Here is a 25,837-nt window from a genome sequence, read left to right on the forward strand (position 1 = left end):
ATGAAAAACAAGGCGTGTTTGGTTCCTTTATCTGGCTTCTTCGATTGCTTGAAGGATTTCTTTGGTTGTACGCACTCGTGCTGTTTTTGGAAACATTTTTTCAAAAAAGAGCGTATGAAGATCTAGATCTCGATCACTACAACCATCTTCGATAACAATAACATGGTAACCATGTTGAAAAGCATCTAAAGCGGTGGCATAGACACCGTTTGAAGTTGCTACACCTGAAAGAATGAGCGTATCGATCTTTCTTCGACGAAGTTGGGCATCTAAAGACGTTCCAAAAAAAGCACTTGGATTATGTTTAGTGATCGTGAGTGTGTTTTGTGTTCCTTTGGTGGTAGGTTCAAGTAATAAATCAGTAAATTCTTTAGGGGGGGTATAAAAAGCACCTGCTTGTGCTCGGTCATTTTTAGCACTCAAATACTGAAAGCTGGTAATATCGACATTGACTAGTATATTCCAAGCAGGTGTATGCTTTAACTGCTCAGCAATCAGTTGATTGTTTGAGAGGATGGTGGTTGCATCATAAGGGAATAATTGCCCAGAATTCACAATTCCTTTTTGGAGATCGATCGGTAAAAAAGCTGTTTTTGCTAATTCGAGTGGAATAGGTGATTTTGTAGTAGTCATGGGTTTTCCTTCTTTCAATAAATAGATCGTTTTCCATGTAAGTAAAACATAATTTCTGTATTTGTCAATGAATCGTCTATCAAATCTTTAGTCTGATTCATTTCAATGGTAAAATAAAAAGTAGCGACTTTATTCGTAAAGAGATGGAGATGAGAGAAGAAGGATGAGCTATGTAGAAGTAATCAACGAATGTAAACGGTACAAAATGGGAGAAACAACGATTACCGCAAATGATAATATTTCATTTGCGATCAAAAAAGGAGAACTAGTCATTATACTTGGTCCAAGTGGTGCAGGGAAGTCAACTGTTCTTAATATATTAGGCGGGATGGATAAGCCAGATGAAGGGCAAATCATCATTGATCAGACAGACATCGCTCAGTTCAACGATAAACAATTGACCGCCTATCGTCGAACAGATGTCGGATTTGTATTTCAATTTTATAATTTGGTACCGAATTTAACAGCAAAAGAAAATGTCGAGTTGGCAACAGAAGTTTCACCAGATGCGTTAGATCCAGTGGAGGTATTGACACAAGTAGGTCTGGCACATCGGCTGGACAATTTTCCTTCACAGCTTTCAGGAGGAGAACAGCAGCGTGTTTCCATTGCTCGAGCATTAGCAAAAAACCCGAAATTACTTCTATGTGATGAACCAACAGGTGCGTTGGATTTTGAAACAGGGAAACAGGTGTTGAAGTTATTACAAAATGCGAGTAGAGAACATGGAAATACGGTGTTGATCATTACTCATAATTCTGCCTTAGCACCGATTGCTGATCGTGTCATCCATATCAACGATGCGAAAGTCCGTTCGATTGAAACAAACGATCATCCTTCAACCATTGATGAGATTGTGTGGTAAGGAGGGGCTATGAAAACAAAAACATATCTTAAAGCAAGTGCTAGAGAAATCAAACAATCGAAAGGCAGATTTATTGCCATTGTATTGATCATTTTGCTAGGGACCTTGTTATTCGTAGGCGTTAAAACGGCGGGGCCGGTTATGCAAAAAACGATGGATCACTATGTTGAAAAAGGCAATCTATCGGATTTACAAATCATTTCAACTGGTGGTTTAACGGAACAAGACGTAACTAGAGCCGAAAAAATCCCTGATGCACAACTGGAAACGGGAAAACAATTTTATTATTCCAGCTCAAGTAAAAACGAAGTTGTGCAAGTCTTTTCTTATAAAAAATCAAATAAACAAAACCTTTTAGAAGTAGTAGATGGGCATTTACCAAAGAATAAAGACGAACTCGTACTAGATGAAAAAGCAAAAAGTCTAGGCTATAAAATAGGCGAAACGTATACGATCGATTCTGACAACGTGAAAAAGAAAGACTATCAAATTGTTGGATTTGTACGATCGCCACTTTTCATCAATAATTTAGAACGTGGTTTTGCCAATGTCGGGAACGGCACAATCGATTATTTTGTTTATTTACCTGAAACAGAATTTAACACAGACATTCAATCGGTTATTTACTTAACGTTTAAAAATGTTTCATCCTTTGATACTTATAGTAAAGAATATCGGGACAAAATGGCACAAAACCAAAAAAGCGTGGAGAAACTTTTCCAAGATCGACCAGCTGCACGTTTAACTGAACTAAGGGAACAAGCTAAGGAGTCTTTACAACCAGAAAAAGAAAAGGTGAGTGCTGGTCAAGAACAAATTAGTCTGGCACAAAGTCAATTGGCAGCTGCCAGAGCCCAACTAGAGCAACAACGTTCAATGCTCGAACAATTGCCTGAAGTACAACGAACAGTAGCAACTAATGAACTAGCTACGCAAGAAGCACAGCTAGCTGAGCAAGAAAAGCAAGTCGCTGAACAACAAGAAAAACTGAATGATGCACAGGCCCAAATTACCGAAAATGAAGAAAAGATCAATCGTTTGGAAAAACCAACCTATCGTTTCCAAGAGCGTTCCGATAATGTGGGCTTTCAAGAATTTGGTGATTTAGCTGAACGGATCGCAGCCATTGCTAATGTTTTTCCTGTTTTCTTCTTCTTTATTGCAGCATTGATCACTTTTACGACGATGACACGGATGGTCGAAGAAAACCGACGAGAAATCGGTACTTTGAAAGCATTAGGCTATACTAAACTTGAAATTGCAAAAAAATATGCTATTTATGCAAGTTTAGCTTCTGGTCTAGGAATTATTTTAGGAACCGTCTTAGGAACCAATCTATTACCAAGAATTATTTTTGAACTATCGAATGAACGCTATGATATCGGATCAGCAGTCATTTTTTATGATTGGTCTCCGATTTTACAAGCGGCAGTGGCGTTTTTTATCGCTGCATTTGGTGCAGCGATGATTGTCTTATTCAAAGATTTAAGAGAAAGACCGGCAGCTTTATTACAACCCAAAGCGCCAAAACCAGGCAAAAGAATATTATTGGAATATATCACACCACTGTGGTCAAGATTAAGCTTTAATCAGAAAATCAGTTATCGAAATCTGTTCCGTTATAAATCCAGAATGTTTATGGCAATCGTTGGGATTGCTGGTTGTGCTGGTTTAATGGTAGCAGGCGTAGGATTGAAAGACTCTTTAAGCTCTGTTTCTGATAAACAATTTGGCCCAATTACGAATTACCAAGCAATTGTCACTTTAGATGGAGAAACAGAAAACAGTGAAACAAAAGCAAAGGAACAGTTAGAATCCGATCCGAAAATTACTGATTTGCTAGCAGTAAACATGCAAACGATCGAGCTTCGGCAACAAGGACAAGCGACTCAAAGCGTTACGATGATCATACCGGAAACGTCAAAAGGTCTATCACCGTTTATTCACTTGATCTCATTAAAAGGACGTAACATGGAGTTGAATGATTCAGGAATCGTCCTCACACAAAAAGCTGCCGAACTGTTTGATGTATCTGAAGGAGACCGCCTTTCATTGTACACGGATGACCAAAAAGAGTTATCGGTTACGGTGAAAGCCATTGCTCAAAACTATTTAGGAAACTTTGTTTATATGAGCCCTGCCTATTATCAAAAAGTATCAGGAAACGAAGCTTCTACAAATGCTTATTTAGTTCAAGCTGACCCAATGTCTAAAAAACAAGAGAATGCTTTGTCAGAAAAGCTATTGGGAACCAATGCAGTAACAAATACATCATTTGTTTCGAAACAAATGGAAACCCAAGAAGAATCACTTGCGAACCTCGATTCAATCGTTGTGATTTTTGTCGTTTTATCAGGGCTGTTAGCGTTTATCGTGTTGTATAATTTAACCAATATCAATATTTCTGAACGAGTGCGGGAATTATCAACGATCAAAGTACTAGGCTTTTTTGATAAAGAAGTAACGATGTATATTGTGAGGGAGAATATTATTTTTACTTTAGTTGGTATTGTAGGTGGATTTGGCATCGGCTACGTCCTAACTGACTTTATTTTACAACAGGCTTCAATGGAGACGGTGATCTTCCCCTTAGTGATCACTTGGAAAGCATATGCTCTTTCTGCTGTTTTGACTATTGAATTTACAGTTATCGTTATGATAGCGACCCACTTCAAGCTGAAAAATATCAATATGATTGATGCTTTGAAATCAAACGAATAAAAAAAGCTTCTTGCTAAAAGTTGAGTAGACTTTTGCAAGAAGTTTTTTTATTAAGTAACTGGTTGATGAAAAGAAAATTTGGTATAGGGAAAATAATACGCAGGTTTTGTTATGCCAATTTGTTGGATGTGCGACAGTTTATAATGGGTGAGGTCTTCCTATTAGAGGACTTAGCTCTGTCCTTGATAAACGCTTCCTTTTCCTTTATAATAGGATTTGTAAACTTGTATATATAAGTTGGAATAATAGCTGATTGGAGGCGAATGAGGATGTCGTTTAATGAGAAAGTAGTTTATCAAATTTATCCTAAATCTTATCGTGATAGTAATGGTGACGGGATTGGCGATTTAAAAGGGATCAAAGAAAAATTACCTTATCTGCATGAACTAGGGGTCGATATGATTTGGTTGAACCCCATTTATCCGAGTCCACAAAAAGATAATGGCTATGATATTTCTGATTATGTAGCGATTGATCCACTATTTGGAACGATGGAAGAATTTGAAGAACTAGTCACACAAGCAAAGAGCTATAATATAGAGATTATGCTTGATATGGTTTTAAACCATGTCTCAATAGAACACGAATGGTTTCAAAAAGCTTTAGCTGGCGATCGTTTTTACCAAGATTTTTTTATTCTAAGAGATGAGCCAACCGATTGGGTATCTAAATTTGGTGGTAATGCATGGGCGCCTTTTGGAGATACGGGTAAGTATTATTTACATCTCTATGATCAAACACAAGCAGATTTAAATTGGCGAAATGAAGCAGTGCAAACAGAGTTGTTCAAAGTTGTTCGTTTTTGGATGTCTAAAGGGGTCAAAGGCTTTCGCTTTGATGTAATCAACGTGATCGGGAAAGATGAAGAACTCAAAAATAATGCAGAGAACCAAGGAAAAGCAGAATATACTGACAAGCCGATTACTCATACGTATCTTCAACGATTAAATCGGGAAACTTTTGGTCAAGATCCAGAAATCATCACAGTTGGAGAAATGAGTTCAACGACGATTGAAAATTGTATTTTGTATACGGAACCAAGTCGGAATGAGCTTTCGATGGTGTTCAATTTTCATCATTTGAAGGTTGATTACGAAAATGGAAACAAATGGAGTACGCCACCTTTTGATTTTGAAGCTTTAAAAAGTCTGTTCCATACATGGGGCGAAGCGATGAGTAAAGGAAATGGCTGGAATGCGTTGTTCTTAAATAACCACGACCAGCCAAGAGCCCTCAACCGCTTTGTAGCAATTGATAAATACCGCACAGAAGGGGCTAAAATGTTAGCGACGATGATCCATTTGAATCGTGGGACGCCTTATATTTATATGGGGGAAGAAATTGGGATGATCGATCCAGACTTTCAGCATATCGATGATTACGTCGATGTAGAAAGTTTAAATGCTTACCAAGAAATGCTGAACCAATCCTTCTCGGAAGAAGAAGCTTTTCGGCGAATCAAGGCGAAATCCAGAGATAACGCTCGGACACCGATGCAATGGACAAGTGATGAAACAGCAGGCTTTACCACAGGAACACCTTGGTTAGGGTTAGCGGCAAATCATGAGGTCATCAATGTAGAACAAGAACGTACATCTGAGCAATCGATTTTCGCATACTACAAAAAATTGATTCAATTGCGAAAACAATATCCTGTAATTGCATCAGGGGACTATCAAGCTTATGAACCCGATCATCCCCAAGTATACGGTTATTTAAGACAATTAGACGGACAAAAATTATTGGTTTTAACTAATTTTTACGAAAATGAAACGACCATAACGATCCCAGAAGAATTTGTTAGTGCCCAACCGCTTATCAGCAATTATGCCAATACTCTTATCCAAGAGGAATTGACCCTAAGGCCTTATCAAGCGATCGCCCTGTTGATCCAGTAAATAAAAGATCAAGAGAAAAAAATTGGTAAACGATGAGCCGATAGTAACTGAGCATGATCTTTGTTTCTAAAGTAAAAAAAACTTTCATGAGATTGACAAATTACTGATGTCTTTATGAGCAACTGTTTTGAAAAAAACGATGAATCGGTTGCAGATAAAATTTTACACGAGATATTTCGAAAGAAGATTGTATTTTTAATGAACCATCAGCTGGTGGGAAAACATTCGACGCTTAATCCATGAGTTATTGGATTAAGGTCGTTTTTATTTTGTCTAAAAACAAATGTGAGATAAGAAGAAAGAATCATGAAAAAATCGATTGAGTAATGATAAAATTGAGTATCGCAAATCAAAGAATATGATGGAAGCAATAACAATTTAATGTATGCTCTCATCTAAGAAAAAAGAGGATACAATATCATTAATAGACCTAGTGTAAGATGGACTATAAATCTTTTATTTGTATTTTGCATAAAACTTGCCTGAAGTTTTTCTGAAACCCAAACAAATTGTAATTCGTTTTTGGGATGGTCTATTAAATACTGTTTAAATATTTCGCGTTCCTTTTTTTTGGATTTAATTAAGTAAAAACCTGTAACAGCACTGATGGTAAGGGCTATTCCCAAATAGGGAATTATATAATTCAAATTTTTAGGAACGTCTTCAATAGGGAAAAAGTAGTGAATAACACGTTCCAAAATAAAAAAGACAATAACATAAATGATAAATGAAAATTTTCTTTTTAGAGCAAAAGAAGGATCCTTTTTTTCATAATATTGTGAGATTGCTTTTTTTCGTTTCTTTTGTTCTTGTTCAGTTAGGTTTGGAAAAGTACGCTCTCTTTCTTGTTTATATAGAGCCATGATATCTGAATACTCCTGTTGGATCTGCCTGACTTTGTAGACTGTATAAATAAAACTACCATAATATATTAAAGTAAACATAAATTTAATTAAAAGCATTATTTAGTTCTCCTTAAAGACCTTTTTTTAATTATAGCAAACAACATTTGAAAGTAGCTTTAAAAATGTAATAAAAAAGAGAGTAGAGCAATAATCAGATTTTTTTCTGACTATTGTCCCACTCTCTTTTTCTTTTACCTATTAACCTTTACATAAAGCGTAACATGCAGGTGAAATATTTCTTCAGATGATAAGTAGTAGAAGAAGCTTGATTGATTTCCTCGATCAATGAAAGAAATATATACAAAAAAACGTTACGGTAAACGCTCAAAATTCAAGAATATTAATTGGGAATATTGAGCGTTTATGCTTGCTTAGAACAAGTAAAATAAACGCTACAGGGGAGATGATCCATACGATTTTGTCAGCTTCGGTAACAAAATGGACATTGGAAAGAGACATCAATTGAAAACAGGGGAAACACCTAAAGCTGATGAAGGGGTATTGACGAGAAAGTAATGATCAAAAATAAGAGCAAAAAAGGAGTAAATATGAGTAAGAAAAAATTAACAGCAAAACGTAAAAAACAGCTATTAACGATGTTTGCGGTGGCTGGTGTGATGGGAAATACCGGGATTGCACCAACGATGGCATTAGCGGATACTTTGACACCAACAGCTGAAACTTCTACTGAACAAACACAGGCGAACGAAGCAAAAGAAGCCATCGATCAAACGATACAAAACGTCACAGATCCGTTAGTAAACCCAACGGATTCAACCACTACAACTAATGATTCGCTAGCACTAACCGATGAAGCAGCTGATGAAACAACGGATGACACCCAGGAACAAGCAAAAGAACAAGAGCAAGCAACAGCAGCGACTGCCGAAAGTGAAGGGGATGCAACTAATCCAACAGCTGAAGCGCCAAAAGTAGCGCAAAAATCGAACGTGGCAGCAGCTTCTAAGATAACTGGCACATGGGGTACCAGCTCGTATACGTTTGATGAAAACACAGGAGTATTGACAATCGGAGCAGGTGAGTTAAGTGGCTATAAAGAATCACCATGGAACAGTGGAAAAGTGGATTATGAAGCCATCAAGAAAATTGTCTTGTCTGGAAAAGTAGTTGCTCCAGAAAATTCTAGCTACTTATTTAGTACAAGTACCACTGGTAAGGATCTTACGAATGTAACTGAAATCGAAGGATTAAGTCAACTGGATACCAGTAAAGTAAAAAATATGAGTTATATGTTTTATGGTATGAACAGTGTAACAAGTTTAGATGTAAGTAGCTTTGATACTAGTAAAGCAACAAATATGGGTTATATGTTTCGCAGTATTAGCAGTGTAACAAGTTTAGATGTAAGTAGCTTTGATACCAGTAAAGTAACAAATATGGGTTATATGTTTAGAGGTATGGGTAGCGTAAAAAGTCTAGATTTAAGCAACTTTGACACTAGCAAAGTAACAGATATGGGTAATATGTTTGCTGATACTCCACTTAAGAAATTAATTCTAGGAGATACGTTTAAATTTGTAGAAAAAAATGGAAGCTACGCAGGGCTTACTTCTGCTTTGAAGCGAGAAGATGGCAAAGGAAAGGTTTATACAGCAGAAGATTTCATGAAAAACTATGGCACTGGTGATTTGACTGCTGGCACGTATGTTTCCGTTGAAACAGGCACATGGGGTACCAGTCCGTATACTTTTGATGAAAACACAGGAGTATTGACGATCGGAACAGGTGAGTTAAGTGGCTATAAAGAATCACCATGGTACGCAAACGAAAAAGTAGATGCTAAAGCCATCAAGAAAATTGTCTTGTCTGGAAAAATAGTTGCTCCAGAAAATGCTAGGTTATTATTTTCTGGTAACGGTGACCTTAAGAATGTGACTGAAATCGAAGGGTTAAGTCAACTGGATACCAGCAACGTAACAGCTATGGACTTCATGTTTAGCGGTATGAGTAGCGTAACAAGTTTAGATGTAAGTGGTTTTGATACCAGTAATGTAACAGATATGCATTCTATGTTTTCCGGTATGAGTAGCGTAACAAGTTTAGATGTAAGTGGTTTTGATACTAGTAATGTAACGAAGATGTATTATATGTTTTCCGGTATGAGTAACTTAACAAGTTTAGATGTAAGTAACTTTAATACCAGTAACGTAAAAGATATGGATTTTATGTTTAAAGGCATGAGCAGCGTAACAAGTCTAGATTTAAGTGGTTTTGATACCAGTAACGTAACAACTATGAAGGATATGTTTGCTGATACTCCACTTAAGAAATTAATTCTAGGAGATACATTCAAATTTGTAAATGGACAAGGAGCTCTTACTTCTGCTTGGAAGAGAGAAGATGGCAAAGGTAAGGCTTATACAGCAGAAGATTTCATGAAAAACTATGGCACTGGTGATTTGACTGCTGGCACGTACGTTTCTGCTACAGGATGGTGGGGTACCAGTCCGTATAATTTTGATAAAAACACAGGGACATTGACGATCGAAGCAGGCGAATTAAGTGGCTATGAAGAATCACCATGGAACAGCGGAACAGTGGATCTTGAAGCAATCAAGAAAATTGTTTTGTCTGGAAAAGTAGTGGCTCCAGAAAATTCTAAATTCTTATTTAGTACAAGTGCCGGTGGTAAGGATCTTACGAATGTAACTGAAATCGAAGGGCTAAGTCAAATGGATACCAGTAACGTAACAGATATGGGTTATATGTTTTATGGTATGAGCAGTGTAACAAGTCTAGATTTAAGCAACTTTGACACTAGCAAAGTAACATCTATGAATAATATGTTTTATAATACTCCACTTAAGAAATTAATTCTAGGAGATACCTTTAAATTTATAAATGGATCAGGTCTTACTTCTGTGTGGATGAGAGAAGATGGCAAAGGGACGTTTTATTCAGCAGCAGATTTCATAAAAAACTATGGCACTGGTGATTTGACTGCTGGCACGTATGTTTCCGTTGAAACAGACACGTGGGGTACTAGTCCGTATATGTTTGATGAAGATACAGGAACGTTAACAATCGGAGCAGGTGAGTTAAGTGGCTCTGAAGAATCACCTTGGAACACCGACAAAGTAGATATTAAAGCCATCAAGAAAATTGTCTTGGCTGGAAAAGTAGTTGCTCCAGAAAATGCTAGTTTATTATTTACTGGAACTAGCAATCAAGGTGACCTTACGAATGTAACTGAAATCGAAGGGTTAAGTCAACTGGATACCAGCAACGTAACAAGTATGCTTTCTATGTTTAACGGTCTGAGTAGCGTAACAAATTTAGATGTAAGTGGTTTTGATACCAGCAACGTAACAGATATGACAGCCATGTTTAAAGGTATGGGTAGCATAACAAGTCTAGATTTAAGCAACTTTGACACTAGCAAAGTAACAGATATGGATCGTATGTTTAACGGTATGGGTAGCGTAAAAAGTCTAGATGTAAGTGGTTTTGATACTAGTAACGTAACAACTATGCAGGATATGTTTAAGGACACACCTCTTGCTAAATTAACACTAGGCGATCACTTTAAAGCGGTTGGAGACACTGGTTTATCAGCACCGAAAGCATTGAACGATGGAGATCAGCTGACAGGAAATTGGATTCGTGAAGATGGTCAGTCCAAAGGCTATTCACCTGCTGACTTTATGACAAATTACGGCACTGGGGATTTAACGGCAGGAACTTATGTGGCAGAACTAGTGAAAAGTGAGTTGAAACCACAAGAATATCATGTAGGAGATGTCAATATCACTGGAACCTACACAGGGGATATGTCTCTCGGCCGATTAACCGTTAATGGCAAAGTTGTTAGCTGGGGCGGTAGCTTCAAAGATGGTCAGTTCAGCTATTATGTCGGTGCTGGCAAATTAAAAGTCGGCGACAAAGTCGTATTAGATGGCTACAACAAAGAGAAGGAATTGATAGATTCAAAAGAGATTGAAGTGATTTCCGAATCTTCAGGATCAATTGATCAGGTGGACACTTATAAGCTAGGTGATTCAACCATTACTGGAACTTACACGGGGGATATCCATAAAGGAAAACTAGTAGTGAATGGGGAAGTAATCAGCTGGGGCGGAACCTATAAAGATGGTAAGTTTAGCTATTATGTGAACTCTCAAATCATCAAAGCAGGGGATCAAGCAACGATTCAAGGCTATGATAAATTCGATACACCACTAGGGGACCCACAATCAGTGACTATAGGAGAACAACTGGGTCAATTAACAGAAGCCCATCGTGTGGGAATCAGTACAGTGATCGAAGGAAACTACACAGGCGATGTTTACCAAGGAATCTTGTTGGTCAATGGCGAAAAAATTAGTCAAGGTGGTAGCTTCAAAGATGGCAAGTTCAGTTATTATGTAGGAAACCTCAAAGTGTCAGAAGATGATCAAGTAGTCTTGATGGGTGCCAACAATCGAGGACAACAAATTCCAGGATCAGAGATTGATGTCACTATTCAAACACCAACAGCTGAAATCAACGAGCTGACTTATCAACTCGGCACACAAACGATCAAAGGAGCCTATGGTTCTGATACCCAGGTTCACCAAGGACACTTGTTTGTCAATGGTAAACTGATCAGTAAAGGTGGGAGCTTTAAGGATGGGGCAATCAGTTATTATGTGAAGCCAGACCTAATCAAAGCTGATGATCAAGTGACAATGAATTTCTATGATGGCAGTGGCAACTTATTGGCTGAAAACCAAACAGTTTCTGTAAACTAAGAAAAAATAAATTTATGTAAGTCTAAAAACTGGGGCATTGATTAGAAAAAATCTGATCAATGTCTCAGTTTTCTTGATTTAAGATACGCTCAATATTCAAACAGGTTGAGATAAATGATGAATACCGGAATGTGTACAGAGGTTTATATTTTTCGTCAAATAAAATTAAAAATTTATGCCATTTCAAAAGAAAAGTGACACACAAAAAATACATTATATCAGGGGTTTCTTCTTTTTTAAACTTGTGAACTTAGCTGTTTTTTCCCTTTCTATTCTTACTTTTTAGTTTAAAAATATCTATTGTCATTGTGTCGATCAAATCTCCATTTTCTGGACATTAATATCTAAAAATAAATATGATGTAAAATTATGTGTTACTTAGTGTTGTGTAGTAATTACACTAATCAACCTGCCACGAGTCCAATCACAACCACCTTTGAACAACATGAAACAACGATGACTAATAACAGTGGATTTAACGCTTCACAAAATCCATTGGATGGACAATGATATTAGCAATGATGATTTCCCATTCTGATTGTAAAAGATCAATAAAGTTGATATAATGAATACGAAAAGAGGAGTTGCGCTAACAACTCCTTAACAGCACCGTTTAAGACGGTGACCAGTTTAATATTATTTTTGAAAAATAATCGTCGACCGGCTAAAGCTGACGGTTATTTTTTTTGATTGTTGTTTACAACTGCCAAGATTCCAAAAATGATTGTTGCGATTAAAGAACCGAAACCAATCATTAATCCTAGCGCCGTTTCAACAGGCAAAAGGCTTCTCCTTTCTGTAAGATTTTGGAAGTACGCACATACGCACCACCTCACTTTCAATCGGATAGCCACCGTCACAAACTTTACTGTCTTGATTATTATTAGCATATCTAAAATCGATTAAAAATTCTCAATTTTAGTTGTTTTTTCTATAATTTTAGCGAGGAGATCGTGATGGAACAATCTATTGTGTTACTCGGTAAAATTCAGGAAATCAAGATACAGCCATTGCTTGTGCGATTTACATTACCAATGAGCCCTGAACCAATCAATCAGTGGTCAATATAGAAATAGCGGATAAATTGCTTAGTTTGGAAAAAGGCAAATTATACTATTTCAGTAACAGGTCACTTCAATAAACGGAATCACTTAGTCATTGAATCGATGTAAATTCAAAACCCCAATCATTTTATGCGATTGATGAGCATATAAAAGAAGAGCTGCACTCCTAAATGTGGATTGCAGCTCTTGTTGTTTTACATAGAAACAGGAACAAAGGTCTGTTTAGTAGAGACTGGGACAATAGTCTTCTTCAGTAAGAAAAATAAGCTTGATCGTCCTAGTCCCTCGTTTTTTTGAGAGGTGTTCCAGACTTTCTTTACTCTTTTTCAAAGTAGTCTTTTTCCGAAAATTCTGCTTTTTGGTAGACACCCTGATCGCCATAATACTTGTTGTAGCGTTGTTTGAACTTTTTAAAAGTAAAGACAACCAATAATTTGATCAATGTGTAGATGGGGATCCCAAAAATTACACCCATGAGTCCTAGTAAATCACCCATCACTAATAAAACAATCAAAATAGTGATTGGATGGACTTGAAGGCGATTGCCCATAACTCGAGGGATAACTAAGTCCCCATGAAGTAATTGGACGATGAACCAGACCAAAACAAACTTAATTGCCATGAATGTCGAATCTTGGAAAGCAATAAACAATCCAGGAAAGAAGGCAATAAATGGTCCAATGTAAGGAATGATACATAAAATCCCAGCTGCGATTGCTAGTATGCTTGCAAATTCTAAGCCGATCAATAAAAATGTGACCCAATAGACAGCTCCTAAGATGAAAGAAGCAATGATTTGCCCTTTTAAGAAATCACCTAATTGTTGATTGGCGATTTTAGTCAATGTGCGAAAATCTGTACGGAACTTGGGTGGTACGATCCCTAACACAGCTTGATAAAATTTCTGAGGATCTCTTAATAAGAAGAACGCAATGATTGGACCAGTAAACAATGTAATAAAGGTAGATGTTACTGCTGAAAAGATATTCCCGATACTTTGTGCGCCACTTTCCCAATAATCGCCAATAAACGAGGCAAAATTAGATGTCCAATCATCAATCGATGAAAAGAATTGATCGAATGTGTCCGCAAAAGGTGTTTGCGCTAGGAAGTTTTTCAAAGTTTGTATAAAATCGTTGAACAAATCAGGAAAACTAGTCATTAGTGTTTTGGCTTGTTGCTCCAAGAAAGGAACTAACCAAACACTCCCTAAGCCGATCAAAAATAAAATAATGACATAAACGATAGTAACAGATAAATTTCTAGATAGTTTTCGGCTCAAACGTTTGATCAACGGGTCTAGTAAATAATATAAAACTAACGCAAATAGTACTGGGGCGAGTGTCGTTGCAAAAATCACAAAAAATGGTTTAAAAATAAAACCGATCTGCTGAAAAAAATAGATCACTAAAGCTAACATAATCAACAACCCTAATACATAATAGGAAGTCGTTCCTCCTAGAAAACGTATCAGACGAGACTGATCTTTAGAATTATTCTTCAATTTGTTACTCCTTTCAATGTACTAAATCGCTCTAAGTTCAAGGTAAAAGTAAAAGGAAATTGTTTTTTACCTATCGGGAACGTCAAGCTGATTTATCTTATTATAGTCGGAACTAGTGACAAAAAGAAAATGATACTGTTCAGAAATGGCTAGAAAATAAAAAGAAATAGTTTTAAGAAAACGCTTGACTATTTATTTAGCGATATGATAAATTAAATTCTGTTGCTAAAACGTAAAGATTACGATTTGGTAACTTTAATCGTAAAATGAAAGAAGATGAAGGAGTGCCGTCAAATGAAGCGTTTGGTTTATTTATTAGGGATAGTAGCTACTGTTTGTATACTTGCCAGTTGTGGCAATCAACAAGAAGCCGCGAACAAAAAAGAAAAATTGCAGGTGATGACGACTTTTTATCCAATGTATGATTTCACGAAAGAAGTAGTGGGAGATGAAGGAGAAGTTGAGTTATTGATTCCTGCTGGGACAGATTCACACGACTATGAGCCGTCAGCAAAAGATATGGCAAAAATTCAAAATGCGGATGTCTTTGTCTATAACAACGAAAATATGGAAACCTGGGTACCAGCAATCCAAAACACATTGAAAGAGGGGAATGTGTTAGCAGTCAAAGCGACTGAAGGGATGTTGTTGTTACCAGGTAGTGAAGAAGGACATGACCATAGTCATGGCGAAGCAGGGCATTCTCATGAATTGGACCCGCATGTTTGGTTAGCTCCAAGTTTAGCAATGAAACAAGTAAAAAGTATAAGGGATCAACTGATTACAAAATACCCCGATAAAAAAGAAGCCTTTACTAAAAATGCGGAGAATTATTTAGAAAAATTACAAGAACTTCATCAGAGTTATCAGGATACCTTAAGTAAAGCAAAACAAAAATCTTTTGTTACCCAACATGCCGCATTCAACTATTTGGCATTAGAGTATGGACTGAATCAAGTGTCAATAGCTGGCTTATCCTCAAGTGAGGAACCTTCAGCCGCAAGAATTGCTGAATTAAAACAGTTTGTAAAAGATCATGGAATCAAATATATTTATTTCGAAGAAAATGCTAAAGACAGTATCGCTAGAACTCTAGCAAATGAAGCCGGCGTTTCTTTGGCTGTCTTGAATCCTCTAGAAGGCTTAACGAAAGAACAACTTGCAAATGGTGAAAACTACGTAACCATAATGAAAGAAAACCTCAAGTCGTTACAAAAAACGACAGATACAGTGAATCCACTGGAAGCCACACTGACACCAGAAAAAGAAAAAAATGTATATAATGGTTACTTTGAAGATTCAGCTGTGAAAGACCGCAAATTGTCCGATTGGAAAGGGCAATGGCAAACGATCGATAACTATTTAGCTGATGGAACCTTAGATCCCGTATTTGAGTATAAGGCAAAAATCGATCCAAAAAAATCAGCAAAAGAGTATAAGGATTATTATACCGTCGGATACCAGACGGATGTCGAAAAGATCAAGATTGACGGAGATCGAATGGCATTTACTTTTAAAAATGGTGAGACGAAGCAATCATCTTACCGATATGCAGGTAAAAGAGTTTTGAATTACGCTGCAGGAAATCGAGGCGTACGCTACTTATTTGAAGCAGTAGAGCCAGAAAGTGGCGCTTATCGATATGTACAATTCAGTGATCATTCGATTGCACCAACAGATTCGGAACATTTTCATATCTATTTAGGGAATGAAAGTCAAGAAAGTTTACTGGCAGAAATGGATCATTGGCCAACTTTTTATCCAGTGGAGATGAGTGGGCAAGAAATTGCGCAAGAAATGCTGTTACATTAAACTACAAAATAGGAACAAGAAAAGATAAATAAGAAAAAATGAGCAAAACAAACAGACGAGTTTTGCTCATTTTTTTGTTTGTTTTTGGGGAGAAGTCTGAGATTTACGAGATCAATTTTTTTAAACCGCGTACAGAAGCCGGAATCACTTCGCCATTTGCTAACGTGATTTCACGAGTTTTTTTGTTGATCGTACGGACATTTTGAGTATTGATCACGTATGATTTATGGCAGCGGATAAAATGACGGTTCATTTTCTCTATTTCTTTGATTTTATCATAGAACTGCATTTGCGCATGAGTCAAATGAACCTCTAATTTATGTGGCGTTCCTGGGGAAGTAGAGAAATACTGGATATCTTTGATCGGCAGAAATTTTATTTCATCGTTAAATTCGATTTTAAAAATATCTTTTTGTAAAGGAGTCGCTTTGACATCTTCAAAGATCTTACTTAAAATACGTTCCACATTTTCTTTTAAATCAAAAATATCTTCTTTGATAATATAATCAGTCGGTTCAATATTACTCTTTAAGATAGACATTGAAAGATCCGTATGAGAAGTAACATAAATAATTTTTCCTAAAGGATCTAGATCTCTTACGCGTTTTCCGATCATAATACCATCTAGATCGCTATCTTTTAATTCAATGTCTAAAAAATAAATACCAAAAGATGAGGTTCGTACTCTAGCTGCTTGAAGAAGTTCAATTGGATCAGAAGTGGCGATATGGACATAACTATCCAAATTCTCAATCATAATTCGATTTTTGATCACTGCTGAAATTACTTCCAACTGTTTCGTGTCATCTTCGCAAATATAAATTGGAATCATACGAATACTCCTTTATTTTGTTTGTATATAGATTGTCTGAGAAAAACGTTGATTCTCAATAGATGTCTCTAAAAAGATATAAGGATTGGCCTTTGACAGCTCATCCAAAATGAATAAACCGAGTCCTTCGTTTTTAGGATCTTTTTTTGTTGAAAAACCTTTTTGTTTTAATTGATTTAACGGAAGTGTATTCATCGTTGTATTGATGACACGAATAATCACTGAGTTTTTCTTTTTTAAAACAAAGAGTTCAATTTTCTTCTTTTTAGTAATTAAAGCTCCTTCAATCGCATTATCTAAAATAATACCTAACATTCGGACGATGTTTACTGTGTGTTTTTTCTTTAAAGTGATCTCTTCTGGAATCACAAGATGCACGGATAATCCTTTTTCTTGTGCCATCATTAATTTCAAAGACAATAAGCTTCTTATTTCAGGAATTTTTATGTTATCTAACAGACTAAGGTTTGCTGGGAAAAGATCCATCATTTGACGAGTGGGTAAGATATTTTGATTGTAGTACTTACGTAATCCCTCTAGGTCACCTTCAGCAAGATAACTATTCATTGAAAAAAGCAAGTTTTGATAATCATGCTTGAATTCTCTAAGGTCTTGATAGTTTTTTTCTAGATCACGGATGTAATCTTGTTGCATTTGCATACGCTGTTCTAACAATTGGTCTGCCATTTTTCTCTTTGAAATTTTCCAATAATAAATGAGGATAAACAGCCCGCCACAGAGATAAAGAATGAAAAAGCCAGTGTTGATAGTTAAAATTTGGGGAGTCTCGCCAGAAAAACGTGTATAAAAGATAACGATATAATAGGTAAATAACATCAACGCGCCAACGGTTCCAATCATTCGGCGATCCAACCCATGGAAATTTTCTAAGGCTTTTTTAAAGGCTAAAGCAAGTAAGATCGATAACGTCGCAGAAATGACGATATGAATATACTGCAAGGAATCTCCTGGTTCAATGACAGCAGATTTCAAAATAAAAAAATCGCTGATGCTCGTCAAATGGTCTCCTAAAAGCGAAGTAAGCAATCCCCAAGGAAGAGCATAAACCAGTTTTTGCGGGGAAGTAGAAAAGAAGAAGAATGTTAGCATCAGCATACCTATAGCAAATAAAGCAGTAAATATCCCAAATAAAGGATACATAAAACCTAACAAGACACAAGAGATTAAAATAGTGGTAACGAATAAGTATTTCTTTTTAATTTGGTGTTCAATGAGTAATACACAAATTGTGTAAATTAAATATTGCAAGGCTATGGACCACAAAAACATAAAGTACAGCTCCCATTGATTTTTACCAAATTATAGCATATTTATTGAATTATTTTTTTAATTTTTCAGGGATTTTAAACTCTGAACTCATACCAAAGCAGCATCCAGACACAAAGAAGTCAGACAAATTAGTAAGTTGTTTAATGATTGTTTTTTTCATAGAAAATTCCTCCAAGATTCATTATATAATTCGTAATTGGAAGCAGCGTAGCTATTTCTAAAATAATCCCGAGAAGCAAGTAAGTAGAAAAGTAAGAATTAGCGAAAAATAAAATAGTTATTGCAAATAGAAGAAACATGAAAATTGCTTTTTTTAACAGTGGTGGGCGTTTTTCAGGTTCAATGGGATTGATTGCTGTACCTTTTGATCCATAGCGAAGCAACAATAAGAAACAGATGATCAATGAAATGACCTTCAGTGGGGAAGAGATGGTCACATCAAAGTGTTTCATTAAGAGGGGAACGCCCCACAAATAAAGCAAAGTCCATAGTAAACAAACAAATTCAGAATCAGAATGAAGTCCGTAAGCATAGCGACGGATACAAATATAAGAAAGAAAGGTCAATCCTGTTTCGACCCAAGAACCGGTTATTAAAGAAAATACTAAAACAACGGCCAATTTGCCAAGGTTATTCATTAATACATCAAGGGCAAATTTTACTTGGAGATAAACCATTTCATCTTCTATTTTTTCACCACTGAATAATGTGTCTAATATTCTATTTACAACTTTATTTTTCATCCAACGTACCTCCAATAACGATTTTATTCTAAATTTGTTAAAAATAGTGTTTCGATTCATAAAAGGTTGTTTTGACATCAAAACCGTAAAAAAAAGATCAAAAAATTCAGTTAGATCTTTCTTTTTTGAGTATTTTATAAATGGCAGATAAAAAAAGTGAACGGTTTTGACATGAAAAGGGCTTTTTATGATTTTTATGTGTTCTCTGCCTAGAAGTGTGTTAAAAATTGATTGACTTAAAAAATATTGGAGGAACTATCATGGGGAATGAACAAGTAATGGAGAAAATGGATGAGCAATTATTTGAAGTTGGTGAAACAGGTGCTTTTGTTTCAGATTTATTTGAAGCACCTATCAAAGGAGAAATTGAAAAAGTTTATGAAAACAGCGTGATGATCCGGGTCATCAAATGTGCAGTAGAAGATAATGAAACTGCCGACAGTTTGCATTGGCAACTTGTTGTTCGAAAATCAAGTGCGATAATGGAATGAATAAAAATAAACATAAACACAACAAATAGGCTGAGGTACTGTCCGAGTATCCTGTAAATCAGTCTATTTGTTGTGTTTTAGTATAGTGATTTTTTTAGTTGGTCATTAAAGTGAACACGCTTGTCCTTATTTTTTGGATAAGACTATATGACGTTGGTAAAATTTCCATACTTGAATGCTTTGAACAATTGCTATGATTAAAAATAAAACAGCCACTAATAAAATAGCAAAATGCCCAAATAAATGGTGGCAAAAAACGAGAACGCCTGCGCCACTGATGAAAGCCAGAACAACTGTCAGAAAATGGAAAAAACGATCGAACGCTGCTTTTTCTTTTGTGACAAGAGAATCGTATAAGTTAGTAGCAACTCCTTTTAGATTCCCCGTAGTAAAAAGATTAGTATAAGCTCGTCCATCGATTTTATCAAAAGCGACCCATTGAATAGCTGCTGTAAATGCAATCATGATGGTTACGATGGCTGGGTGGATACTGATTGGAGTCAGACTGACTAAGAAAAAGATAATTGCTTCGTAGTAAAGAACATACAAACGCCAATAGTGTTTTTCTTTCTTTTTGAAATAATCAATCAAAAATTTTGTCAGTAAAATCCCTAAAAAAAAGAAGACAGTAGAAAGAATTTTTTTTCCAACGCTAATCCATTCACCATCGAAAGCTTGGATGATTGCTAAGACAATATTACCCGTTTGTGCTGAAGCAAATGCGTTATATTGAATATATGTATAACTGTCCATTGCGCCACCGATAAAGGATAATAAAAGTCCGATTGTCCGTCCTTCATGAAATGAAATACTCATTTATATTCACCTTCAAATTAATATATTTGTCTTTTTTATTCTATCATATTGGTTATATGTTTTTGATATTTTATAGATAATTTTCAGAAAAGGTTAGTGTTTGCTAAAGTCATTTTAATTTTTAGAAAGGTCTGTTAGTATAAAAGAAAAATATTGACCATTTATATATAGAAAGATGTGAAAACAATCAATCAAGGGAATGAAAAAGAAATACTTCGCTTACAAAGAGAAATCAGTCATTGGGAAAAAAGATATGAGAAGCTCCAACAAATTTTCCGGATGCAAGAAGAGATCATTGCAAGCTATGAAGCAGCTTATGGTGAAGCACCTGGGCTGATTGAGGAAGAAAAAGAAACGAATAATAGTCATTCATTTTTCGATATGATGGAAAAGCGCTCCTACAATCGTTTTAATTACGAGCAAAAAGCAGCGATTACTTACAATATGGAAAAAAATCTAAGGATCATTGCAGGAGCGGGAAGTGGGAAGACCCAAACAATTTGTGCAAAAGCTGTCTATTTAATGACTGAAAATCAGGTAGATGAGCAACGGATATTGATGATCACTTTTACGAGAAATGCTGCGAATGAATTGAAAAAGCGAGTAGATAATTTTAGCCAACGAAAGACCAATGTTCATATAGGAACTTTTCATAGTATCTTTTTTCGTTTGTACAATGATATTTGTCGCCAATTCCCAGAAGTAGTCACTGAAGGGATACAGGGAGAATTTTCAAAAGAGACCTCATACAAAGTCAGTGGACTAATACAACAACTTATTCGTAAGTATAATTTATACGCTTTTGATCAATATGGAGAAAAAAATTTGGCGGCACGTCTTGATTATTGGCAGAATATGAACTTATCAATAGAAGAAACGCGAGTATTGATAAAAGAAAACTTTGACTTTATTGAACCGAATGCAACTATGCCGATTTCCGAAAGAATGACCCACTTCATGCGAGAACTGCAAGCACAAAAGAAAGAGCAACATCTTTTTGAATTCAATGATGTTCTAAGTAATTTAAAACAAGCCTTGCAGAACGAAGAAATCAGAAACTTCGTGGGACAAAAATATGATTATTTATTTATTGATGAATTTCAAGACACGAATCCTTTACAGTGGGAAATTGTTCGCCTGATCACGAAGGAAACACCAATGAAACTTATTGTGGTTGGTGACGATGATCAAAGTATCTATGGGTTTCGAGGTTCGGAACCTTCTTATATTAAAAATTTTGATCAAGAGTACGCAACGAAGACGCTTTTTTTATTAACCAACTATCGTTCACGTGCCACTATTGTTCAAGGAGCGAATCGCTTAATTACTTTTAATAAAAATGATCGTATCCAAAAAGCAATGATTCCAGCTAAGAAAGAGGCGGGGATTATGCAGGCGCTAGCTTTTGATGACATACAAGCTGAAAGTCGCTGGATCATTGAGCAAATCAAAACATTGATTAAACATAAAGGAAAATACAAAGAATCAATCGTTTTATATCGGTCGTTAACGCAAACCCAGCAATTAGTCCAAGACTTGTTACAGACGGATATCCCCTTTGTACTAGAAGCAGATGGCCCATACGAAGGGATATTTGGGATAAAACTATTTCAACAGTTCTATCAAAGGATCCTTTACTGGCAAAATGCAACTACTTATCAAAAAAAGACACAGGGTTATCAACAAGTACTCTATCAGTTAATGATTAATTGCTATTTCAAGAAGGCTGAATGTGAGGACTATTTTTCCCAACGAAATAAAGTAACAGATATTGTGGAATATATCCTTTCTGTAAAGCCGCATTTAAAAACAAAAGAAAAAGAGATTCATCGGTTTGTAAAGGACCTTCATACTTTTGATAAAAATGGCGGAAAAGGTTTTGATCGTTTAATTCAAAGCTACCTTAAATTAAGTCGACCAACTAAAGAAATAGACGGTAGTGAGCGTGAATGGTTGTTAGGAACGCTCAAACAATTTCCAACATTAGAAAAAATCAACCATTTAGAAAAAGACATCCAAGCAGTCGCGAAACAACTAAAAACTCGTTTAATCGCTTACAGACAAGGGAAACTTGATGCTTTATGCATTCAAAGTATTCATAGAAGTAAAGGCTTAAGCTATCGCAATGTTTTTTTAGTTGGTTGTAATGAAGGAGCTATTCCTTACAATGGTGCCTCTGATAAAGCAGCCATTAGTTTGGATAAGGTCAAGGCAGAGCATGTGACAACAGTCGAAGAAGAACGCCGTCTTTTTTATGTAGCAATGACCCGAGCAAGGAATCGTCTCTATTTGTGTATACCTTTGATGAAGGGGACGAGAAAATTGAAAACTTCTAGATTTATTAGAGAAACAGGTTGTAAAATTAAAAAAATACATGTTTAATCACATAAAAAACGATATTATTAGGTAAAAAATACTAATAATGTCGTTTTTTTTATGTGTTTTTCTTCTTTTTTTTATACAAAATAAATTAATTTTTTTCATATAAACACAGGATTAAAAGGGTTTAATAGCAAAAAAGAATAAATTTTCTGAATTTTAATAGCTAATAATTGGTGTCTTTTATAACTTTCAGTTAGAATGGGATTATAATTAAAAAGGAGTGAGAGAATGATAAAAGTATATACTTCCCCTAGCTGTACTTCTTGTAGAAAGGCAAGAGCATGGTTGCAAGAAAATCGTTTAGATTTTGAAGAAAAAAATATTTTTGCAGAGCCGATATCAGAAAATGAAATACGTGAAATTTTAGCAGCCACTAACGGAGGCGTTGAAGACATTATCTCTACTCGCTCAAAAATATACGAAAAATTAGCTATTGACTTCAACGAGCTCACATTAAAGCAAATGATCGTCCTTTTTAAACAATATCCTTCTTTACTAAGACGTCCGATCTTAATTGATGAAAAAAGAATATTGATCGGTTTTAATGAAGATGAAATTCGTTCGTTTGTTCCAAGAGAAATTCGTTCAGTTGCAAGAAGAATGATTTATATGCAAAACAGTATCTTCAGTTAAATTTAAAAAAGGAGGAATCTTGTGAAGGTATACGGGTCGGCGCATTGTGTGACGTGTCTAAAAGCAAAGCAGTGGTTAGAAGAACATCATCTCTCTTATCAGTTTATTGATTTAGATCAGAGAGAGCTAACCGTTAAGGAAGCAAAAGAATTGTGTGGGTTTGAGAATGTTCACGCGGAACGACTGTTCGCCACTTGGTCACAAGGTTTCAAAAATCTGGAAATTGATTTATCTACTATTAATGAACAACAATTGATTGTTTTGTGTAGAACACATGGAGAACTAATCAGACGTCCGCTGATTATTTTTGATAATGTTTTATTTGTTGGGTTTAATGAGGAATTAATGGAGAAATTAATTGCAAGCCAATAAATACAGGATGACCTCAGTGGCAAAAAAACGAAATAGTCGGTTAGAGGAGATGGATGGCTATTCATTTCCTTTTTTTGTGAGTGATCTTTTCTAAAAGAAACTTGTCTCGGTCTCTTTTATTATCTCTAAAAACGAATAAACGGTGTTCAAAGAGCTGACCTTCGGCGATAAGTCAAAAAATCTCAAAACATGAGGAGCTGTTTCGAGATTTTCATCCTTAACGCTTAGGTCAAGACACTCTTTTCACAACCTCTTGCTAAACGGCGTTCAAGAAGCAACTCCTCAACAATAAGCGAGGATTTTCTAAAATATGAGGAGCTATTTTAAAAAATCCTCGCTTATTCGCTCGGAGCTAAACGCTTCTTTCACAGCCTCTTGCTAAACGGTGTTCAAACATCAGCTCCTTGAAATAAGCCTGAATTTTTCAAAACATGAGAAGCTGTTTCAAAAAATTCTTTCTTATTGTCATCAGAGCTACCCGATGTTTTCACGACCTCTGATTCACGGTGTTCAAAGAGCTGACCTTCGGCGATAAGTCAAAAAATCTCAAAACATGAGGAACTGTTTCGAGATTTTCATCCTTAATGCTTAGGTCAAGACACTCTTTTCACAACCTCATTGATCAACGGGAAAACGATGAACGTTCATCAATGGGGCAACCGTGTGGAGTAACCAAAGATGTCATAAATGGACAACAGCTGAAAGAAGTCTTACAGTTCGATTATCTGGATAGCCAGAATCAGTAGAATGACTATGGCTTATTTAATATAGAAAAGCTGAAACTTGAAGTATAACCTATACCAAAGGTTTAAATACTTATTGACATGTGTAAAATTACATGATATATTCTTTTTTGTTGTTTTTAGTTACTCGTTTTAAAAAAATGAAGTAATAAAAAAGATTCAAAAAGTTCTTGACGTGTGAGTTATCACATGATAAGATAACTGAGTCGTTAAAAACCGACAGCTTATGAAACTTGATTTCATCGAAAAAAACTTCAAAAAAGTTATTGACAAATAACAAACGATGAGTTATGATAAATGAGTTGCTGAAACACTTCTGAAAAACGAAGTCAAAAAAACTTTTAAAAAATAGTTGACAAACAAACGTCGATCTGTTATGATATAAAAGTTGCTACGGCAATATCGAATGATTAATCGCTAGCTCGTTAAGAAGTTTCAACTTTAAATCAAGTAGCATTAATCAAGTAGACCTTTGAAAACTGAACAAAGCAAAGACAAACCAAATGTGTAGGGCGTCTTGATTGATTCAAGACAACAAACATTTTTAACAAGCAAGCAATATGCTAGCAAACAATTGAGCTTAACAATCGCAAGATTGTTCGAACTTTTTATGAGAGTTTGATCCTGGCTCAGGACGAACGCTGGCGGCGTGCCTAATACATGCAAGTCGAACGCTTCTTTTTCCACCGGAGCTTGCTCCACCGGAAAAAGAGGAGTGGCGAACGGGTGAGTAACACGTGGGTAACCTGCCCATCAGAAGGGGATAACACTTGGAAACAGGTGCTAATACCGTATAACAATCGAAACCGCATGGTTTTGATTTGAAAGGCGCTTTCGGGTGTCGCTGATGGATGGACCCGCGGTGCATTAGCTAGTTGGTGAGGTAACGGCTCACCAAGGCGACGATGCATAGCCGACCTGAGAGGGTGATCGGCCACATTGGGACTGAGACACGGCCCAAACTCCTACGGGAGGCAGCAGTAGGGAATCTTCGGCAATGGACGAAAGTCTGACCGAGCAACGCCGCGTGAGTGAAGAAGGTTTTCGGATCGTAAAACTCTGTTGTTAGAGAAGAACAAGGATGAGAGTAACTGTTCATCCCTTGACGGTATCTAACCAGAAAGCCACGGCTAACTACGTGCCAGCAGCCGCGGTAATACGTAGGTGGCAAGCGTTGTCCGGATTTATTGGGCGTAAAGCGAGCGCAGGCGGTTTCTTAAGTCTGATGTGAAAGCCCCCGGCTCAACCGGGGAGGGTCATTGGAAACTGGGAGACTTGAGTGCAGAAGAGGAGAGTGGAATTCCATGTGTAGCGGTGAAATGCGTAGATATATGGAGGAACACCAGTGGCGAAGGCGGCTCTCTGGTCTGTAACTGACGCTG

The 25,837-nt window shown here is 36.2% G+C and carries 17 protein-coding genes, 1 rRNA gene and 1 pseudogene (1 of these 19 cut by a window edge); 11 read left to right on the plus strand and 8 right to left on the minus strand.

The window, feature by feature from the left end:
* Positions 1 to 27: 27 nt before the first annotated feature.
* On the minus strand, positions 28 to 633 hold the full coding sequence (locus IGK81_RS01505) for a cysteine hydrolase (RefSeq protein WP_034699238.1): 606 nt from the start codon (positions 631 to 633) through the stop codon (positions 28 to 30).
* A gap of 163 nt (positions 634 to 796) precedes the next feature.
* Between IGK81_RS01505 and IGK81_RS01510 the strand changes: the two genes are divergently transcribed.
* From IGK81_RS01510 to treC, 3 genes are all read left to right on the plus strand, one after another.
* On the plus strand, positions 797 to 1,498 hold the full coding sequence (locus IGK81_RS01510) for an ABC transporter ATP-binding protein (RefSeq protein WP_010720230.1): 702 nt from the start codon (positions 797 to 799) through the stop codon (positions 1,496 to 1,498).
* A 9-nt stretch (positions 1,499 to 1,507) separates the two neighbouring features.
* Positions 1,508 to 4,219 (plus strand): ABC transporter permease, encoded by a 2,712-nt coding sequence (locus tag IGK81_RS01515; protein ID WP_034699235.1) that lies wholly within the window; start codon positions 1,508 to 1,510, stop codon positions 4,217 to 4,219.
* A gap of 269 nt (positions 4,220 to 4,488) precedes the next feature.
* Entirely contained in the window at positions 4,489 to 6,117 is a 1,629-nt protein-coding gene (gene treC / locus IGK81_RS01520; protein ID WP_034699232.1) for an alpha,alpha-phosphotrehalase, read from the plus strand.
* Positions 6,118 to 6,512: 395 nt separating this feature from the next.
* Here treC and IGK81_RS01525 read toward each other — a convergent pair whose 3' ends face one another.
* A complete protein-coding gene (locus IGK81_RS01525; RefSeq protein ID WP_034699229.1) occupies positions 6,513 to 7,079 on the minus strand; it encodes a hypothetical protein in 567 nt (188 codons plus the stop codon).
* 491 nt (positions 7,080 to 7,570) lie between these two features.
* On the opposite strand from IGK81_RS01525, the gene IGK81_RS01530 reads away from it, so the two are divergent.
* Positions 7,571 to 11,773 (plus strand): BspA family leucine-rich repeat surface protein, encoded by a 4,203-nt coding sequence (locus IGK81_RS01530; protein ID WP_051641767.1) that lies wholly within the window; start codon positions 7,571 to 7,573, stop codon positions 11,771 to 11,773.
* Positions 11,774 to 12,450: 677 nt separating this feature from the next.
* Here IGK81_RS01530 and IGK81_RS01535 read toward each other — a convergent pair.
* Positions 12,451 to 12,555: a putative holin-like toxin gene (locus tag IGK81_RS01535; RefSeq protein WP_223603620.1), complete on the minus strand. Its 105-nt coding sequence runs from the start codon at positions 12,553 to 12,555 to the stop codon at positions 12,451 to 12,453.
* Positions 12,556 to 12,729: 174 nt separating this feature from the next.
* On the opposite strand from IGK81_RS01535, the pseudogene IGK81_RS01540 reads away from it, so the two are divergent.
* A pseudogene (locus tag IGK81_RS01540) lies at positions 12,730 to 12,945 on the plus strand (hypothetical protein).
* Positions 12,946 to 13,153: 208 nt separating this feature from the next.
* Here IGK81_RS01540 and IGK81_RS01545 read toward each other — a convergent pair.
* Complete coding sequence (locus tag IGK81_RS01545) at positions 13,154 to 14,341, minus strand: AI-2E family transporter (protein WP_010720222.1); 1,188 nt, start codon at positions 14,339 to 14,341, stop codon at positions 13,154 to 13,156.
* Between the two features lie 294 nt (positions 14,342 to 14,635).
* On the opposite strand from IGK81_RS01545, the gene IGK81_RS01550 reads away from it, so the two are divergent.
* Positions 14,636 to 16,153, plus strand: a complete 1,518-nt coding sequence (locus tag IGK81_RS01550; RefSeq protein WP_034699226.1) for a zinc ABC transporter substrate-binding protein AdcA — start codon at positions 14,636 to 14,638, stop codon at positions 16,151 to 16,153.
* Positions 16,154 to 16,256: 103 nt separating this feature from the next.
* On the opposite strand, the gene IGK81_RS01555 is transcribed toward IGK81_RS01550, so the two are convergent.
* The 3 genes from IGK81_RS01555 to IGK81_RS01565 form a co-directional block, all read right to left on the minus strand.
* On the minus strand, positions 16,257 to 16,985 hold the full coding sequence (locus tag IGK81_RS01555) for a LytR/AlgR family response regulator transcription factor (protein WP_010720220.1): 729 nt from the start codon (positions 16,983 to 16,985) through the stop codon (positions 16,257 to 16,259).
* Positions 16,986 to 16,997: 12 nt separating this feature from the next.
* Positions 16,998 to 18,275 carry a sensor histidine kinase gene (locus IGK81_RS01560; RefSeq protein ID WP_010736951.1) on the minus strand — a complete coding sequence of 426 codons (1,278 nt, stop codon included), beginning with the start codon at positions 18,273 to 18,275 and terminating at the stop codon, positions 16,998 to 17,000.
* A gap of 140 nt (positions 18,276 to 18,415) precedes the next feature.
* Complete coding sequence (locus tag IGK81_RS01565; protein WP_010736952.1) at positions 18,416 to 19,018, minus strand: accessory gene regulator B family protein; 603 nt, start codon at positions 19,016 to 19,018, stop codon at positions 18,416 to 18,418.
* Positions 19,019 to 19,278: 260 nt separating this feature from the next.
* Between IGK81_RS01565 and IGK81_RS01570 the strand changes: the two genes are divergently transcribed.
* On the plus strand, positions 19,279 to 19,509 hold the full coding sequence (locus tag IGK81_RS01570; protein WP_010720217.1) for a hypothetical protein: 231 nt from the start codon (positions 19,279 to 19,281) through the stop codon (positions 19,507 to 19,509).
* 126 nt (positions 19,510 to 19,635) lie between these two features.
* Here IGK81_RS01570 and IGK81_RS01575 read toward each other — a convergent pair whose 3' ends face one another.
* The gene (locus tag IGK81_RS01575; RefSeq protein ID WP_034699223.1) at positions 19,636 to 20,325 is read right to left on the minus strand and encodes a YoaK family protein; all 690 of its coding nucleotides are present in this window, start codon (positions 20,323 to 20,325) and stop codon (positions 19,636 to 19,638) included.
* Between the two features lie 177 nt (positions 20,326 to 20,502).
* Between IGK81_RS01575 and IGK81_RS01580 the strand changes: the two genes are divergently transcribed.
* From IGK81_RS01580 to IGK81_RS01595, 4 genes are all read left to right on the plus strand, one after another.
* The gene (locus IGK81_RS01580; protein ID WP_034699220.1) at positions 20,503 to 22,707 is read left to right on the plus strand and encodes an ATP-dependent helicase; all 2,205 of its coding nucleotides are present in this window, start codon (positions 20,503 to 20,505) and stop codon (positions 22,705 to 22,707) included.
* Between the two features lie 228 nt (positions 22,708 to 22,935).
* Positions 22,936 to 23,340: a Spx/MgsR family RNA polymerase-binding regulatory protein gene (locus IGK81_RS01585; protein ID WP_010720214.1), complete on the plus strand. Its 405-nt coding sequence runs from the start codon at positions 22,936 to 22,938 to the stop codon at positions 23,338 to 23,340.
* 21 nt (positions 23,341 to 23,361) lie between these two features.
* A complete protein-coding gene (locus IGK81_RS01590) occupies positions 23,362 to 23,712 on the plus strand; it encodes a Spx/MgsR family RNA polymerase-binding regulatory protein (RefSeq protein ID WP_010720213.1) in 351 nt (116 codons plus the stop codon).
* Between the two features lie 1,349 nt (positions 23,713 to 25,061).
* Positions 25,062 to 25,837, plus strand: a 16S ribosomal RNA gene (locus IGK81_RS01595); it runs 784 nt beyond the window's last position.

Origin of the sequence: Enterococcus sp. DIV0703 (assembly GCF_051711065.1) — a bacterium.
Classification (GTDB): Bacteria; Bacillota; Bacilli; order Lactobacillales; family Enterococcaceae; genus Enterococcus_B; species Enterococcus_B hirae.